This is a genomic window from Bacillus sp. JNUCC-22 (assembly GCF_018861275.1).
GTDB lineage: Bacteria > Bacillota > Bacilli > Bacillales > Bacillaceae > Bacillus > Bacillus velezensis.
On the sequence record NZ_CP076408.1, the window covers coordinates 3,605,133 to 3,619,425 of the forward strand.

16 protein-coding genes are annotated in these 14,293 nt (G+C 50.1%); 1 reads left to right on the forward strand and 15 read right to left on the reverse strand.

The genetic code is table 11. The annotated features are described in order from the left end of the window. Window positions 1-310: 310 nt before the first annotated feature. From JNUCC22_RS17690 to JNUCC22_RS17740, 11 genes are read right to left on the reverse strand one after another with little or no spacing between them, the layout of a single operon-like run. Window positions 311-766, reverse strand: coding sequence for a dTDP-4-dehydrorhamnose 3,5-epimerase family protein (locus JNUCC22_RS17690; RefSeq protein WP_003150986.1), 456 nt, complete (start codon window positions 764-766; stop codon window positions 311-313). After that, the gene (gene rfbD / locus JNUCC22_RS17695) at window positions 763-1,611 is read right to left on the reverse strand and encodes a dTDP-4-dehydrorhamnose reductase (protein ID WP_007407683.1); all 849 of its coding nucleotides are present in this window, start codon (window positions 1,609-1,611) and stop codon (window positions 763-765) included. The genes JNUCC22_RS17690 and rfbD overlap by 4 nt, the downstream gene beginning before the upstream one ends. Before the next feature lie 20 nt (window positions 1,612-1,631). Further along, complete coding sequence (rfbB, locus tag JNUCC22_RS17700; RefSeq protein WP_007407684.1) at window positions 1,632-2,579, reverse strand: dTDP-glucose 4,6-dehydratase; 948 nt, start codon at window positions 2,577-2,579, stop codon at window positions 1,632-1,634. A gap of 2 nt (window positions 2,580-2,581) precedes the next feature. Next, window positions 2,582-3,319: a sugar phosphate nucleotidyltransferase gene (locus tag JNUCC22_RS17705; protein ID WP_031378582.1), complete on the reverse strand. Its 738-nt coding sequence runs from the start codon at window positions 3,317-3,319 to the stop codon at window positions 2,582-2,584. A 27-nt stretch (window positions 3,320-3,346) separates the two neighbouring features. Beyond that, window positions 3,347-4,351 (reverse strand): PseG/SpsG family protein, encoded by a 1,005-nt coding sequence (locus tag JNUCC22_RS17710; protein ID WP_216061961.1) that lies wholly within the window; start codon window positions 4,349-4,351, stop codon window positions 3,347-3,349. 1 nt (window position 4,352) lies between these two features. Then, on the reverse strand, window positions 4,353-5,093 hold the full coding sequence (locus tag JNUCC22_RS17715; protein WP_053104080.1) for a cytidylyltransferase domain-containing protein: 741 nt from the start codon (window positions 5,091-5,093) through the stop codon (window positions 4,353-4,355). Then, window positions 5,086-6,207, reverse strand: a complete 1,122-nt coding sequence (locus tag JNUCC22_RS17720; protein ID WP_012118725.1) for an N-acetylneuraminate synthase family protein — start codon at window positions 6,205-6,207, stop codon at window positions 5,086-5,088. Before JNUCC22_RS17720 ends, JNUCC22_RS17715 begins: the two co-directional genes overlap by 8 nt. Next, window positions 6,207-7,070, reverse strand: a complete 864-nt coding sequence (locus tag JNUCC22_RS17725) for a GNAT family N-acetyltransferase (protein ID WP_216061962.1) — start codon at window positions 7,068-7,070, stop codon at window positions 6,207-6,209. Before JNUCC22_RS17725 ends, JNUCC22_RS17720 begins: the two co-directional genes overlap by 1 nt. Then, window positions 7,071-8,240 carry a DegT/DnrJ/EryC1/StrS family aminotransferase gene (locus tag JNUCC22_RS17730; RefSeq protein ID WP_216061963.1) on the reverse strand — a complete coding sequence of 390 codons (1,170 nt, stop codon included), beginning with the start codon at window positions 8,238-8,240 and terminating at the stop codon, window positions 7,071-7,073. It lies immediately after the preceding gene. A gap of 22 nt (window positions 8,241-8,262) precedes the next feature. Further along, on the reverse strand, window positions 8,263-9,687 hold the full coding sequence (locus tag JNUCC22_RS17735; RefSeq protein WP_216061964.1) for a capsular polysaccharide export protein, LipB/KpsS family: 1,425 nt from the start codon (window positions 9,685-9,687) through the stop codon (window positions 8,263-8,265). A gap of 4 nt (window positions 9,688-9,691) precedes the next feature. After that, on the reverse strand, window positions 9,692-10,462 hold the full coding sequence (locus tag JNUCC22_RS17740; RefSeq protein WP_003150972.1) for a glycosyltransferase family 2 protein: 771 nt from the start codon (window positions 10,460-10,462) through the stop codon (window positions 9,692-9,694). Window positions 10,463-10,741: 279 nt separating this feature from the next. Here JNUCC22_RS17740 and gerQ point away from each other — a divergent pair, with 279 nt between their 5' ends. Continuing rightward, window positions 10,742-11,293 (forward strand): spore coat protein GerQ, encoded by a 552-nt coding sequence (gene gerQ / locus JNUCC22_RS17745; RefSeq protein WP_007407693.1) that lies wholly within the window; start codon window positions 10,742-10,744, stop codon window positions 11,291-11,293. A 46-nt stretch (window positions 11,294-11,339) separates the two neighbouring features. On the opposite strand, the gene JNUCC22_RS17750 is transcribed toward gerQ, so the two are convergent. From JNUCC22_RS17750 to JNUCC22_RS17765, 4 genes are all read right to left on the reverse strand, one after another. Then, a complete protein-coding gene (locus JNUCC22_RS17750) occupies window positions 11,340-11,711 on the reverse strand; it encodes a DUF423 domain-containing protein (RefSeq protein WP_003150969.1) in 372 nt (123 codons plus the stop codon). Window positions 11,712-11,774: 63 nt separating this feature from the next. Continuing rightward, window positions 11,775-13,094 (reverse strand): purine/pyrimidine permease, encoded by a 1,320-nt coding sequence (locus tag JNUCC22_RS17755; RefSeq protein WP_012118730.1) that lies wholly within the window; start codon window positions 13,092-13,094, stop codon window positions 11,775-11,777. An 18-nt stretch (window positions 13,095-13,112) separates the two neighbouring features. After that, entirely contained in the window at window positions 13,113-13,535 is a 423-nt protein-coding gene (locus JNUCC22_RS17760; protein ID WP_015387535.1) for a YwdI family protein, read from the reverse strand. A gap of 60 nt (window positions 13,536-13,595) precedes the next feature. Then, the gene (locus tag JNUCC22_RS17765) at window positions 13,596-14,279 is read right to left on the reverse strand and encodes a uracil-DNA glycosylase (RefSeq protein WP_012118732.1); all 684 of its coding nucleotides are present in this window, start codon (window positions 14,277-14,279) and stop codon (window positions 13,596-13,598) included. Between the last annotated feature and the right edge of the window lie 14 nt (window positions 14,280-14,293).

The following is a 14,293-nucleotide window of genomic DNA, read 5'->3' on the forward strand; positions in this document are numbered from 1 at the left end:
GAAAGTTCTCTTTTCTCTTAAGCAAATATTACTTTTTTCTTAAGATTTTTCTAATTAAATCCTATTCCCATTCTATAAATCATTTATTGTTTTTTAGGATGCATGATGTCCATAGGAGAAGAAAGGGAGGATCTCTTAAATTTCAGGTCCCTAACTGACCGCCATCTTCCAAGACATTTTTGATGAAATTGTCCTTCAGGCCAGCAATCATGATATAGTGGGCGGTCGTATCTTATTCACTGGCTCCATTCACAGCAAATGCTAACATCAGCACAAAAAACGAAGACATCCGCTGTCTTCGTCTTGTGCGCTACCGGTGAGCCGTCTGCCAGTCAAATCCGATGGTGTCATCATTCCACGGAATTCTTTTTTCGTCAGGCTGATCCGGATTGTAGGACATCGTCGTGAAATAAATAATGGTCAGCGGGGTTTCACCCAGCACTCTGTACCCGTGTGCGACGCCTTTGGGAATGAGAAGGAGCATCGGATTGTCTTCTCCCATATAGTAGACATCCGTTTCTCCCTTGGTTGCAGACTCTTCGCGAAGGTCATGCAGCACGACCTGGGCGTGGCCCGTCGGAAAAAACCATAGGTCATCCTGTTTCTCATGATAGTGAAACGCTTTAATGACGCCGGGATAGCTTTTGGACCAGGAAGCCTGCCCGAAACGCTCTAAGAGATGTTCATCGTCACGGACGAGTTCTGAGAAAAAACCCCGGTCATCGCTGTGTTTGATCAGCTTTTTAATTTTTACGCCTTCGATCACTTGCACTGTCCCTCCCTTTGTAAATAATCATGCAGCGCTTCCCGCCAATGCCTCATGCCGAGCCCCTGCCGTTCAATCGACTCAAGACTCAACACCGAGTAAGCGGGGCGCGGCGTCTCATTTCCGTATTCCTCCGTCGTGACGGGCAGCACGGAGGCGGTTCTGCCGCTTTCTTCAAAAATAGCCTTGGCAAATTCATACCAGCTGCACACTCCGCTGTTTGCGGCGTGGTATAAGCCCGGCGGCCTGTCAAACAGACCGATCACCGTTTCGGCTAAATCCTTTGTGTACGTCGGCGCCCCGACTTGATCGTTAACGACACGCACCTGATCATGTGTATCCGCAAGTTTCAGCATCGTATTGACAAAGTTGTGCCCGCCGCTGCCGTACACCCACGATGTTCTGATAATGGTGTGGTTTTTCCCCGTTAACCGGATCAGTTCTTCGCCGAGTTTTTTGCTTTTTCCATAAATCGTGCCCGGATCTGCGGGATCATCGGTCTGGTATGGCCGTGTTCCTTTGCCGCTGAAGACGTAATCGGTGCTGATGTGAATGAATTTCGCGCCGGTGTTTTCAGCCTCAAGCGCGGCATAATAAGCGCCGATTCCGTTTATTAAATACGCTTTGTCGAGCTCCGTTTCACATTTGTCAACGGAGGTGTATGCCGCCGTATTGACGACGATATCCGGCTTGTAATGGCTGAACGAGTGCCGCACCGAACGCTGGTCGGATATGTTCATCATCGCTTTTGTCAAGGCGATCACTTCATACCCTTCCCGCTTCAGCTGGCGGCATAACTCCCGCCCCAGCTGGCCGGCCGCTCCGGTTACTAATACCTTCGTCAATCGGATCCCCTTCTTTCCGATTAGTCTTGGCTGTCTGTATACCAGCGAATGGTTCTTCTCATTCCTTCTTCAAATGTGACGTCCTGCCGCCATCCCAGCTCATTTTTCAGCTTTGAAGCATTGATGGCGTAACGGCGGTCATGCCCTTTTCTGTCTTCGACATGAGCAAACCGTTCCTCGACACCGAGCTCCTTCATGATAAATGACGCAAGCTCTTTATTCGTCCGTTCATTTCCTCCGCCGATATTGTAAATGTCACCGAGTGTTCCTTTTTCCAGCACGAGCTTAATGGCGCGGCAATGATCTTCGGCGAACAGCCAGTCTCTGATCTGCATCCCGTCGCCGTACAGCGGAACCGGCGTGCCGTTTACGGCATGCCTGATAATGGTCGGAATCATTTTCTCGTGATGCTGGTACGGCCCGTAATTGTTGCTGCATCTTGTAATGATGGCAGGAAGCTTATGGGTTCTCACGTAAGACATGACGAGCAGGTCTGAGCTTGCCTTGCTGGCGGAATACGGATTGTTCGGAGAAAGCGGCGTCGTCTCCGTAAAAGCGGGATCATCCGGCGCCAAATCTCCGTACACCTCATCTGTGGAAATGTGAATCAGCCTGCCGGCTTTTCCCTGTAACACCGCGTCCGCCAGTCGGTATGTGCCCATCACATTTGTTGTGATAAACGGCTCTGCCTGATTTATGCTTCTGTCCACATGGGATTCAGCCGCAAAATGAATGACAGCGTCATACATTTGGGAAAAGACTTTGTCAATGTCCTCTTTTTCAGAAATGTCACCTTTGATAAAACGGAAACGGCCGTTCTTTTTTAAGGCTTCTATTTCAAGCGGCCTGCTTGCATACGTGAGATTATCCAGGACGGTAATCTGCGCGTCCGTTTCTTTCAGCATCATCTTTGTAAAGGTAAGGCCGATAAATCCGGCGCCCCCTGTAATTAAATATGATTTTGGCATGATTAATGCTCCTGTCCTTTCTGTAATGCCTGATGCGCCAGGCTTCCGGCGAGGTAGAGCGATTCATGCGTGCCCGCATCCACCCACCAGCCCGTTAACACATCATACGTCAGCTCACTGTGTTCAATGTATAAATTATTGACATCCGTAATTTCCAGTTCGCCGCGTTTTGAAGGGGAAATTTGTTCAATATAGGAAAACACTTCTGCGTCGTACATGTAGATCCCTGTGACGCATAGTCTGGTCGGCGGCTGCTCCGGCTTTTCAATGATCGACTTGATCCGTTTGTTTTTCTCATCAATCTCGGCGATGCCGAAGCGCTCCGGATCGTCCACTTCTTTCAGCAGCACTTTCGCTCCTTTTCCCTGCTTTGCGAAACGCTCCGTATAAGGTTTTAATGAATCTTCAAAAATATTATCTCCCAAAAGCAGAACGAACGGATCGCGACCTGTAAATCGCTTTGCGTATGATAAACCGTCGGAAATGCCGGATGCGGCTGGCTGAACCTGATATGTGATTGAGACGCCGAGCTCTTCTCCGGTTTCGAGAAGTTTATGAAATTGCGGAATATATTCTTTTTGCGTAATCAGCAAAATATCTGTAATCCCCGCTTCTTCCAGCTTCATGATCGACCAGTAAATCATCGGATATGGACCGACAGGGAGTAAATGCTTATTGACCGCTTTTGTCAGCGGCATAAGGCGTGAGCCGGTGCCTCCGGCTAAGATAACACCTTTCACATGAACACTTCCTTACGTGTGGTTTTATCACAAATCATAAAGAATCGCCGCCGCCCGTTTGATGCCCCTGCCGTCAACCAGCGGCTTTCCGTTTTGATGAAGTCCGGTCCGCATCGGATAATCAGCGGCCATGTCAGACATATGCCGCGCGAGAACGTCCGCTGATATGCATTCACCAAGGCCGAGATGAACGGCGGCCCCCCGTGCGGCGAATTTTTCCGCCGTCTCAGTTTGATGCTCCACTTGAGAAAGTACGATGCAGGGCACACCTGTACAAATGGTTTCATATAAAGTGATCCCGCCGGACACGACGGCCATATCAGCCCTCGAAAGAAGCGCGGCCATGTCATTTGTCTGCCTTACCATCTCGGCATAAGGCATTTGTGTAAGATGCGCGCGCACGTCGTCAGCATGAGGCGCGGCGCCGCCCATGACGATGATCACTCGTTTTCGATGAATGTCGGGGATGCGGCGGCATGCTTCCATCACTTTAAAGACAAGCTTCTTCGGGTCGCTTCCTCCTAATGAGACCAATATGGTCCGGCATTCTTTTCTCAGCTGATAAAGCTGCTTTGCTTTTTCAAAACCCGGATGAAGAATCAAATAATCCGGGCCTTCATATACCGCGGCGCTGCCCATTTGAACCGTCCGGCTTTTCAGCCCTCCGTAAATGCCGTTTATAACGGCATCGCATAAATGAATGACATGTTCCCGTTTTTCTTCAAATAAGACGATGCGTGCCGCTGAATGCTTTTTGACTTCCTCTAACCAGTCACACGGCATATCGAGCAGATCGAATATGAGAAGGTCAGGAGCCTGCCTGTTTATTTCCCGGACAATAAATTCCTTCTGTTCCTTGTCAGGCTTGATGATCACTTCCCATTGATCAGAAGACAGATAAGAAGAAGCCTCTTTATTTGCGTAAAACGTTATTGAGCAATTGTTCTTAATGGCACCGGCAAGCAGCTTCATCCGGACCGCGTGCCCCATGCCGATGTCACGGCCCCCGTCCGCGAAAATCAAAACCCGCATGCTAATCAGCCTCTTTTTGCCGGATCATTTGATTAATGGCCCTGAGCTCCGGATCACTATTCAGCAGATGGATCAATTCTCTTGCCGGAATATCAGGACGCGAGCCCGCTTTTACGTACAGCTCGCGGGCCAGCCTGTAGTCCTCTTCTGTATCGACGGTCATCCGCAAGTGAGGAGCCCGGAGTTCCTGCGGAGGCTCAGGAAAGAGAAGCCGGTACTTCTCAGGAGATTCTCTTATTAAAAGCGTGACATGCTCCTGGTATTTGTCCGCCAGCGTTTTGTCGGCATTGATCTCCGTTAAAAGTCGCGCGTTTACCGCCTCGCCGCCGATGCCGAGCGGTGTACCGCAGATATACGTGTAGTCTGCGTGCTGATCTAAATGCGATTGAATCAGAAAATCAAGCAGCGAAGGGTCGACAAACGGGTTATCCCCCGTCAGTCTGACTGCGATGTCCGGTTTTACTTGTTCGATGACTTGTGCAAACCGGTCAAGCACGCGCTGCTCGCTGCCGCGGTGCACACGGTAGTGCTTGCTGATGCAGTGCGCAGACAGAATGTCGTCGGTCTTGCTGTCAGACGAGGCGACGATCAGATTATCCCGCGATTGATCATAATACGCGCTTTGCCGCACCCTTTTGACAATCATATCGAGGATCGTATACCCGCCGATCGGTTTCAGCACTTTACCGGGAAGACGCCCGCTTCCCATCCGCGCCTGAATGATAAACAAAATGTCAGTCATCATATGGGCTGCCTTTCGTCAAAAGGTCATCCCAAGTGATGCCCGTGTCGGCGGGGATATCCCTGACCGCACGCGCCCCGTCAGTTAAAAGTTCAAAATATCTCGGGTGGAGCCCCTGCGGTTTTTGGCCGGGACGAAGGACAGCAAGGTTTTCCGCCGTAAAACATTCGCCTTTTTGAATCGGCGCTGTTGAAAAAATGCCTCTGTAAGCGAACCTTCTGATATCCCCTTCAATCGGTGTCGTGGTTTTATGGGAGCTTCCCGACAGCACTTCCGGCACCGGAGCGTGATGCCCCTGCCGCAGCTCCGCTTCAACTGAGCGGATTGCCGCAACCATTTCTTTTAATTCATCCGGATTGAGGGCGAAGGAGTGATCAGCACCGGGCAGGTTTTTATCGATCGTAAAATGCTTTTCAATCAGTTTCGCTCCGAGCCTGACAGCCGCGCACGGCACATCATACGGATGGGCGCTGTGATCGGAGAAACCGATCACAGCATCCGGGAATGCAGCGGCAAGCATGGGAATGACGCTCAGATTGCTGTATTCAGGCGGCGCGGGATATTTCGCCACACAATGCATGATCGCAATTTCTGTGTTCCCCTCGCCGGTAATGGTTTGATAAGCCTCCTGAATATCTGAAATATCAGCGCCCGCGGTGGAAAAAATAATCGGGGTCTTCAGCCCCGCAACATATTTCAATAACGGCAGATGGTTCAGCTCGTAGGAGGCGATTTTAAAGGCTGAAGGCGAAGTCGCATACAGTAAGTCGGCAGAGCCTTCGTCACAGACCGTGCTTAAAAACAGCACGCCTTTTTTCTTACAATATTCAAGCAGCGGTTCGATCCACTCGGCGGGCATTTCCATTGATTGCACCAAAGAAAAAATAGAGACGTTTTTTCCCGCAGCGGTTTTGTACAAGCCGGGGTCTTTCTGATACATTTTGTCAGCCTGAAACATTTGGAACTTGACCGCGTCCGCGCCGGCCTCACTGGCCGCATCTATCAATTCAAACGCCTGGCTCAGTTTTCCGTCATGATTAATTCCGGCTTCGGCGATGATGAATACGGGTGAACCTTCGCCGATTGACTTCGTTCCGATTTGGCATGATGCCATCAGTCCGCCTCCTTCCCGGGCCACACATGATAGTAGTAATAGGACGCATCCGCTTTAAATCCCATTCTTTCATACAGGCGGATGGCTCTTACATTGTGGAGCTGCGTTCCCGCTGATACAGTCTTATGCTGAAAGCGCAATGATTGTTCAATCACATGCGCCGCTAAATGGAATCCCGCTCCTTTTCCTTCAAATCCCGGCTTTACCGCCATCAGATCAAGGACGAATTCATCGCCTTTAGACAGCCCCTGAACAAAGCCCACGGTCTCTCCCTTATATGTGGCGGCGAATTGTAACGAAGCTCTGCCTTCCGCATTATTCCGCGCCCACTCTTCAAACAGGCGGTTTGCACTTTCATAGCTGAGATGGGGGTCTTGATAATACCTGCTTTTTGTAAAGGCGTCGCGGGCCAGCCGGCTGATCGCTTCCGTGTCGCCGGGTCCGGCTTCTGTAATCTCAAATGGCGGCGTGCTGTTATAAACACGCACCGGACTGACGAGCTTGAGAAGACTCCCTACAAAATAAGCGTTCGGAAGCTGCTGAACGACCTGCATCGCGCCGATATCTTCAGCCGGTATTTTAATAAATATAAAATCAGTGCCTGCCGCCCGCCTTGCCGCGTAAAATTCCTGAAACAGCCTTTTAAGCTGACCGGCGCTGTTTGCGGCTGCAAGCTTCACATTGATGATATTTTTTCGGAACAATTGACTTTCCCACGAAGAGTTTTCATATAAAATCACGCCTTGAAGGCTGTTTTCTTCCAATAAACAGAGCGACGATTCATAGGCTTCCGGCTGAATGCCCTTCTGATGCAGGAAGGTATGAATCATGTCCTGCGCAAGATTTCCCCTCAGTCTGTACACCTAATCAGCCCCTTTGACGATATCCGTAACGGCTGCAATGACGTATTCAACGTCGTCATCTGTCATTGACGGATAAAGAGGGAGTGACACGGTGCGGTGATAATACGCTGCAGCGGCCGGAAAGTCAGTTTCCTTATACCCGTACGTTTTTTGATAATACGGATGGAACGGAACCGGAATAAAATGAACACTTGTGCCGATATTATATTGGTCTTTTAAAGCGGAAATCAGATCGTTCCGGCTGACCCCGGCCTCCTGCTCCTCTATTTGAAGAACATACAGATGCCATGCATGCCGTCCGTCATCACTGACATGCGGGATGGTCAGCCCTTTCATGTGTCTGAAGGCGTCCTGGTAGCGGCTCGCAATGTCGGCTCTTCTTTGCTGCATGCTGTCAATCCGTTTCAGCTGATGAAGCCCAAGCGCTGCCTGAAGATCAAACATATTCATTTTATAGCCGGGCGTTTCGACCTCGTAGTACCAGCTTCCGTTTGAAGAATAGCGGTTCCACGCGCCTTTGCTCATGCCGTGAAGGCTGAGCACCCTGATCTGATCGGCGAGCCCGTCATCGTCCGTCGTCAGCATGCCGCCTTCACCGGTTGCCAGGTTTTTTGTCGCGTAGAAGCTGAATGCCGTCGCATCACCGATTGATCCGATCATTTTCTGTTTATACGTGGTATACACGGCATGTGCGGCATCCTCTAAGACAAATAACTGATGCTTTTCGGCAATAGCCAGAATCTGATCCATATCACACGACTGGCCGGCGAAATGAACGGGTACAATCGCCTTTGTCCGCGGGGTGACGGCCGCCTCAATTTTTTCAGGGGCCGCATTCAGCGTAAGCGGATCGATGTCAACAAACACCGGAACGGCGCCTGTGTGCACGATTGTATTGGCTGTTGAACTGAACGTCACGGCAGACGTGATGACCTCGTCACCGGGACCGATCCCTTTCGCTTTCAGGGCCAAAAACAAAGCGGCGGTACATGAGTTCAGCGCGATCGCGTGCTTTGCCCCCGTCCAGGCGGCAAAGGCTTTTTCAAACGCCTCTACTTTCGGTCCCTTTGAAAGCCAGCCCGATTCAAGCGTATCAATAACCTCCTGAATTTCGTCCTTCCCGATCATGGGCAATGAATAGGGAAGAAAAGCTGATCTTTTTTGCACCATTTTCTTTGCGCTCCTATCTTTTTTATGAAGGGTCAACCCGTCTGAAGCTGACTCCGGTTTTTTCCTGAAGTACTTGGCATAAAGCGGCAAGCGAATCCTGAACCGGGTAGTTCGCGGCGACAAAAGCACGGCGCGCCTGTTCCGCTTTTTGATATTCTGCGGGGCTTTCGCATATCCGGATTAATTCCTGAGCGAGTGCCTGCGGGTCCTCAAAGACAAATTCTCCAAGTGAGTGATAATAAGGGTATCTGCGGGTTCCCGCTGATTTTCCGATCAGCACGGGCTTTTGAAACAGCATCGCTTCAAGACCGACCGTTGATGTCTGTGTCACCGCAGCGTCAACATACGGGAGAATGTCATACAGCTCCATCTCTTTTTTGATGATTTTTCCTGCTTTATATTTCCGCAGCACCTGATTGTAAGCATCCAGCTTGTTTTTGCCGATTTCCCACGGATGCGGTTTAATAATGAGCTGCATGTTCTTTTGGCCGGCAAGCTCTTCAAGCACTCCCGTATAAAATTCATCAGAAAACGGCTGCGTGGCGATCAGCACCGTCCGCTGTGACGGGAGAAAAGAAAGTTTGCGGTAAAACGTATCCTGATCTATCGGTTCTCTTGAGAAAATCTCGTCGAAACGGGGATGGCCCGTGATGATGATTTGTTCATCCCTGCAGCCTTTTGCTTTATACCACTCCGCTTCATAAGCCCCGAATACAGCCTGATAGTCCGTAAATACGGGCAGAAACGCTTCATCTCCCATGAGCGCTCCGTGCTGGAGACAGATGCTGACGGCGTTTTTTTTCGCGGACATCAGCGCCAGTACACGGCTGTAAATATCCTCTGTCGTGCCGACTACAACGGCGGAAATCTTCTCGGCCGTAAACAAAATATCAACGGCATCAATCGCTTCAATAAATAATGGAATGTCTTTATACAAACGTTCCTGAAATTCTCTGTTTCCGAAAGCGGGATGGCTGTGAAGCTCTTTCAAAATGGAATGGGCTTTTTCAATATAAGGGACGGGGTTCCCTTTTTGCCCCATTTCCGTCAGCTCCAATTTGCAGATAACGGGCAGCCCGTAATGGTCAGGCAGACTCCATCTGGCCAGTACCGCTGTTTTTGCCGGATCAAACTGCCGGTAGTTTCCCTCGGTGAACCGAAGATGATCGAAATGCAGAATGACTTTTCCGTTTACCGGTTTCTCATCTGTTTTCTTAATGTTTTGCCTTTTTTGATCATAATATGGCTGTATACCGGCTTCAGGAATATGCTGATCCGCAGGACCGAAAAGCTCTGGGTTCTGCTCCATGCTCTCCCGAAGCGCCGGACTGATATATTGATAAAAATTACTGATCAATGCGAGCGGGATGTCTTTGTAGCGAAGTGACTGAAACAGGTCAATATACTGCCGGTACAGCACCCAATAATTCGCTAAGTATGCCGACAAGCCCTCACCCCTTTCCAAGCTTTTTTAATGATTCCCTCAGCTCCCGGCACGTGGTCTGCTGCGGAAGGCTGTTCACAAACTCGTTTTTCTCCGCCGCGAAAAGCTGATAATGGATGGATTGATCGGTAATATAATTGATATCAAGCTCCTCAGAAATCGGGTAAAACGGATAAAAATGATTCACTCTCCAGAAGAAACGGGCGTCACCGATCCGGTAAAACGCGGGGCTTTCATCCCAATAGGAACCGAATGCTGATTTAACCTGTTCCAGCACGGAAAACCGGTGCATGACCGAACAATGGTCAATGGCGCACGGGGCGTTCCACACGATCCGTTCGGCGGGCCTGGCCGTCTCCTTCACCGTCTCTTTCCGCTGATTCAGATGATAGGTTTTGGAACTTGAATACACGACGGCTTTTTCCGGGTCTTCATCAAGCTCTTTCACCATTTTCTCAAGCCGTTCCGGCACATACGTGTTGTCGTCGGTCGCATACGTCACATACTCGCCCTCCGCCATTTCTATTGCCTGATTAATCAAGGCGGCGTAGCGTGTTTTTTCCGTTCTTTCTTTGACGCCCGATACATCGCTTTGATAAAACCGGACGCGGTCATCCGTGAGAAAAGGACGTATTTCCGCCAATGTCGCTTCATTTGAGTTGTCATCCATAATGAACAGCTCAAAGTCCGTAAACGTCTGAGACAGAATACTTTTAATAGAGCGGGCCACATAGTCACTTTTGTTATAGCTCGTCATGATCACTGACACTTTAGGCAACTCGTCACCCCCTTTTCGCACCTGAAACTACCGCTATCATATGTTCCTTATGCGGAAGATGCGCTAGGAATACAGACTATTATGTGAAAAGTCAGCATTGCGCGCACAAAAAAAGCCGGCGCTGATGTCCGGACTCATTCAGCGTATTTTCTTTTTTCGCATAAATCTTTCTTTGGGCTCATATGGTGGAATAGATAAAAACAGCAGCCGCTCTGTCGGCTGTCTGATACTTGTCAGGAGGTTTCAGCATCAAGAGGTTTTCATCAAAGGAGGAACAATATGAAACCGAAAAAGAATCAATATCAGCAAATGCAGGGGATGGGGATGGGAATGGGAATGGATATGCAAGGATACCAGCCGCAGCTCGGGCCTAATCCTTATCCGCAGCCTCAGGGCCAAGGATCACAAATGATGCCGATGCAGCAGCAAATGACAATGCCGATGCAGCAAGGCCAGCAGAGCTTCGGCGGGGGGTTCCCCGGCCAGCCGCAGCAGCAGGGCGGCGGCAGCTTTCAGATTCCGTCAGGTCCATCATCGTCACAAAACGTTCCCGGCATGCTGCCGATTGAAGAGTCATACATTGAAAATATTCTGCGGTTGAACCGGGGCAAAACGGCGACGATTTATATGACATTTGAAAACAGCAAAGAATGGAATTCAAAGATTTTCCGCGGTGTGATTCAGGCAGCGGGACGTGACCATATCATCATCAGCGATCCGAAAACGGGCACCCGCTATCTGCTTCTGACCATTTACCTTGATTACATCACGTTTGATGAGGAAATCGCTTATACTTATCCGTACTCCATGTCTTCTTATTCTCCGAGATAAATCAAAAAGCCAATCGCTCATTTGACAGAGGATTGGCTTTTTTTCTTTATAAATATTTGACGGCCGCGACGATAATCATAATCCAAGAGATGATAAACGCCACGCCGCCGAGCGGTGTAATCGCGCCGAGAATGGAAATCTGCGTCACGCTCAATACGTACAGGCTTCCTGAAAACAGAACGATGCCCGCAAACATCAGCCAGCCCGCAACAGAAACACTGCCTGCGCCAGAAAGCTTTTCGGCCAAAAACGCGACAGCCAGAAGACCGAGCGCGTGATACATATGATATTGCACGCCTGTGTGCCACACCTGCAAATATTTATCGGGGATTTTCCCTTCAAGCCCATGCGCGCCGAAAGCGCCCAGCGCCACGGCCAATAAAGCGTTAATCGCACCAAGAATAATAAACACTTTCATCTATTTTTCTCCCGCCTTTTCGTTAAAGTTTCCAATTCAATCATAACCCAACATCGGCAAAATTCAACGTCCGCCGTCCGATGACACGAGATTGTCGGATTTTTTCTTTTTGATAAGCTGGATTCGGTCAATCGCTATCGCCAGCAGCGTTCCGAGCACAAGACCGTTGCTTAAGAGCGAAATCAGGATCGGATGCATTCCCGATAACGCGCTCTCTGGCACAAACATCACACCGACCCCCGTCAGGAGCGCCAGACCGATAATGGAACGGATTCGTTTTTGCTCCTCTCTCTCATAAGAGTCAAACTCCGTAAAGGCGAGACCGGCCATCGTGGAGAAAACGACGAAGTTTACCGCAAAGCCGACCGGTGAGGGCAGACTCGCAAACGCATTCATAAATAGCGGGATCATACTGATGATCACGACAAATACACTTCCCAAAAGAAACGGCTTTTTCGAAGGAAGCTTCGTCGTCTCAATAAAACCGGCCGCCCCTGAAATCGGCACAGGCGCAATGCCCCCTGACAGTCCGCTCAAAAGGTGGCTGATCGAAGCCGCAAACCCAGCCGGACGCTCACGCCGCTTCCCGACGGTGCCGCCGAATTTTTTCACCGCCGCTTCTACAACCCGGATGCTCGCGAGCATGTTGACAATCAAAAGCACGGTAATGAAGAGTGACGTAATGATCAGGCCGCTGTCAAACACGGGTTTTCCAAACGGAAAAAGAGCCGGCAGCTGAATCACGCGGTCCGGTATTTGAATCGGTTTGGCAGCGCCGAAGACGGCGAATAAGATCCATCCGCCGGCAAGCGAAAGGAGAATCGCATACTGTCTTAAGAACGTAACATTCGATCGGGACATGATGAACATCGCCGCCGTCACAACCATGGCGAGCCCGAATACAAGGCCGTCGACGCTGTTTTTTAAATAGCCGATGCCCAAAAGGCCTTTCACAATCGGCTGACTCAGCTGCATGACCAACAGCAGCAGATACACACCGGTCACAACCGGCGTAAACAGCACGGCCAGCCGTTCAATCACTTTAAAAAGGCTGAACAAAAAGAAAAAGACAGCGCTTAATAACAGCGCCCCCTGCAGCGCCCGCAGCGTCTCGCCGAATGTCGCGAACACCGTGCCAGTCAGTCCGCCGTAAATCGTGTATACGCCCCACCATAAGCCTGCCGGGCTTTCATTAATCGGCAGACGATGTCCCTGGAGACATTGGATGACCGCGGCGACGCCAAGCACAAAAAATGTGCTCTGAATCAATGCGGCAGAATCGGCATGGTTCAAGTGAAATGATTGTGCGATGGCGACAGGAACTACAATCGCAGCCGCAATCATAAATGCCGTCCATTGCAAACCCCCGAGTATCAGTTTCAAGTCAATCAACCTCTCCTGTTAAAAATCGAAAATGGAATCCCCGTTTCCGTCTTCCTCACGTTCGTCTTTCGCTTTTTTCTGATATTGGTTCAGCCCGGCGCTGCCCATCATTTTTTCAAGCAGCAGCGGGTCTGTCGAAGGAGACGCGGAAGGTTTCGGCGCCGCTTTCGGAATCGGATTCTGCACTGGCGCCGGAGCGGTGTGCGTCTGAGTGCCGAGCACGACATCACACAGAGAGCGGATGGCGGCCGCGTGCATTTTGACCTCCTCGGTGCGGGTCGCCGTTTTCGCCTGCCTCAGTTCTTCTTCCATCTTCTGAATCAAAGCAGAGATATGTATGTTCATGAGTAAATCCTCCAGCAGTAATTTGTCTTCTTCCTGCATTTTATCAAATTTCTGAGCGAATCGCAGAATTGAGTTTGTTATTTTTTCTGACGGCATACCGCCCGGAACGCCAAAAAAGGCGCTTACCGCCGGGCGGAAGCGCCTCAAAAAAACCGTTTATTGCGGCAGGTCGGGGATGCACCAATCGATCGGCTGCTCCCCCATTTTTTCAAGGGCGGCGTTTGTACGGGAAAACGGTCTGCTCCCGAAAAAACCGTTCCTTGCCGAAAAGGGGCTCGGATGAGTCGATTCAATAATAATGTGTTTCGATGTGTCAATCCGCTCTTTTTTCATCTGCGCGTGACGCCCCCATAGGATAAAGACAATCGGCTTCTCTCTTTCATTCACCACATCAATGATGCGGTCAGTGAGCCGCTCCCATCCCTTGCCTTTGTGGGAATTGGCCTGACCGCGGCGAACCGTAAGCACTGTGTTTAACAAAAGCACTCCCTGCTTCGCCCAGCTGACGAGCGATCCGTGGTTCGGTACGGAGCAGCCGATATCGTCCTGAAGCTCTATGAAAATATTTTTCAAAGACGGCGGCTGTCTGACCCCGGGCTGAACGGAAAAACTAAGCCCGTGCGCCTGTCCTGGCCCGTGATACGGGTCCTGTCCGAGAATGACCGCTTTTACATCCTCATAGGGCGTATAATGCAAGGCGTTAAAAATATCATGGCTGTCAGGATAAATCGTTTGGCTGCTGTATTCTTGTTTCAGCATCTCTCTCAGCTCTTGATAATACGGTTTGTCAAATTCATCTTTCAGCTGATTCCACCAGCTGTCTTTTAAAAGCTGTTTCAAACTGTCCGTCCCCC

Excerpts from the sequence above, each read along its gene's own strand:
- JNUCC22_RS17730 (WP_216061963.1), bottom strand. The coding sequence starts at position 8,240 with ATGGTGCAAAAAAGATCAGCTTTTCTTCCCTATTCATTGCCCATGATC.
- gerQ (WP_007407693.1), top strand. The coding sequence starts at position 10,742 with ATGAAACCGAAAAAGAATCAATATCAGCAAATGCAGGGGATGGGGATG.
- JNUCC22_RS17715 (WP_053104080.1), bottom strand. The coding sequence starts at position 5,093 with ATGACTGACATTTTGTTTATCATTCAGGCGCGGATGGGAAGCGGGCGT.
- rfbB (WP_007407684.1), bottom strand. The coding sequence starts at position 2,579 with ATGCCAAAATCATATTTAATTACAGGGGGCGCCGGATTTATCGGCCTT.
- JNUCC22_RS17720 (WP_012118725.1), bottom strand. The coding sequence starts at position 6,207 with ATGGCATCATGCCAAATCGGAACGAAGTCAATCGGCGAAGGTTCACCC.
- JNUCC22_RS17710 (WP_216061961.1), bottom strand. The coding sequence starts at position 4,351 with ATGCGGGTTTTGATTTTCGCGGACGGGGGCCGTGACATCGGCATGGGG.
- JNUCC22_RS17760 (WP_015387535.1), bottom strand. The coding sequence starts at position 13,535 with ATGCCGTCAGAAAAAATAACAAACTCAATTCTGCGATTCGCTCAGAAA.
- JNUCC22_RS17750 (WP_003150969.1), bottom strand. The coding sequence starts at position 11,711 with ATGAAAGTGTTTATTATTCTTGGTGCGATTAACGCTTTATTGGCCGTG.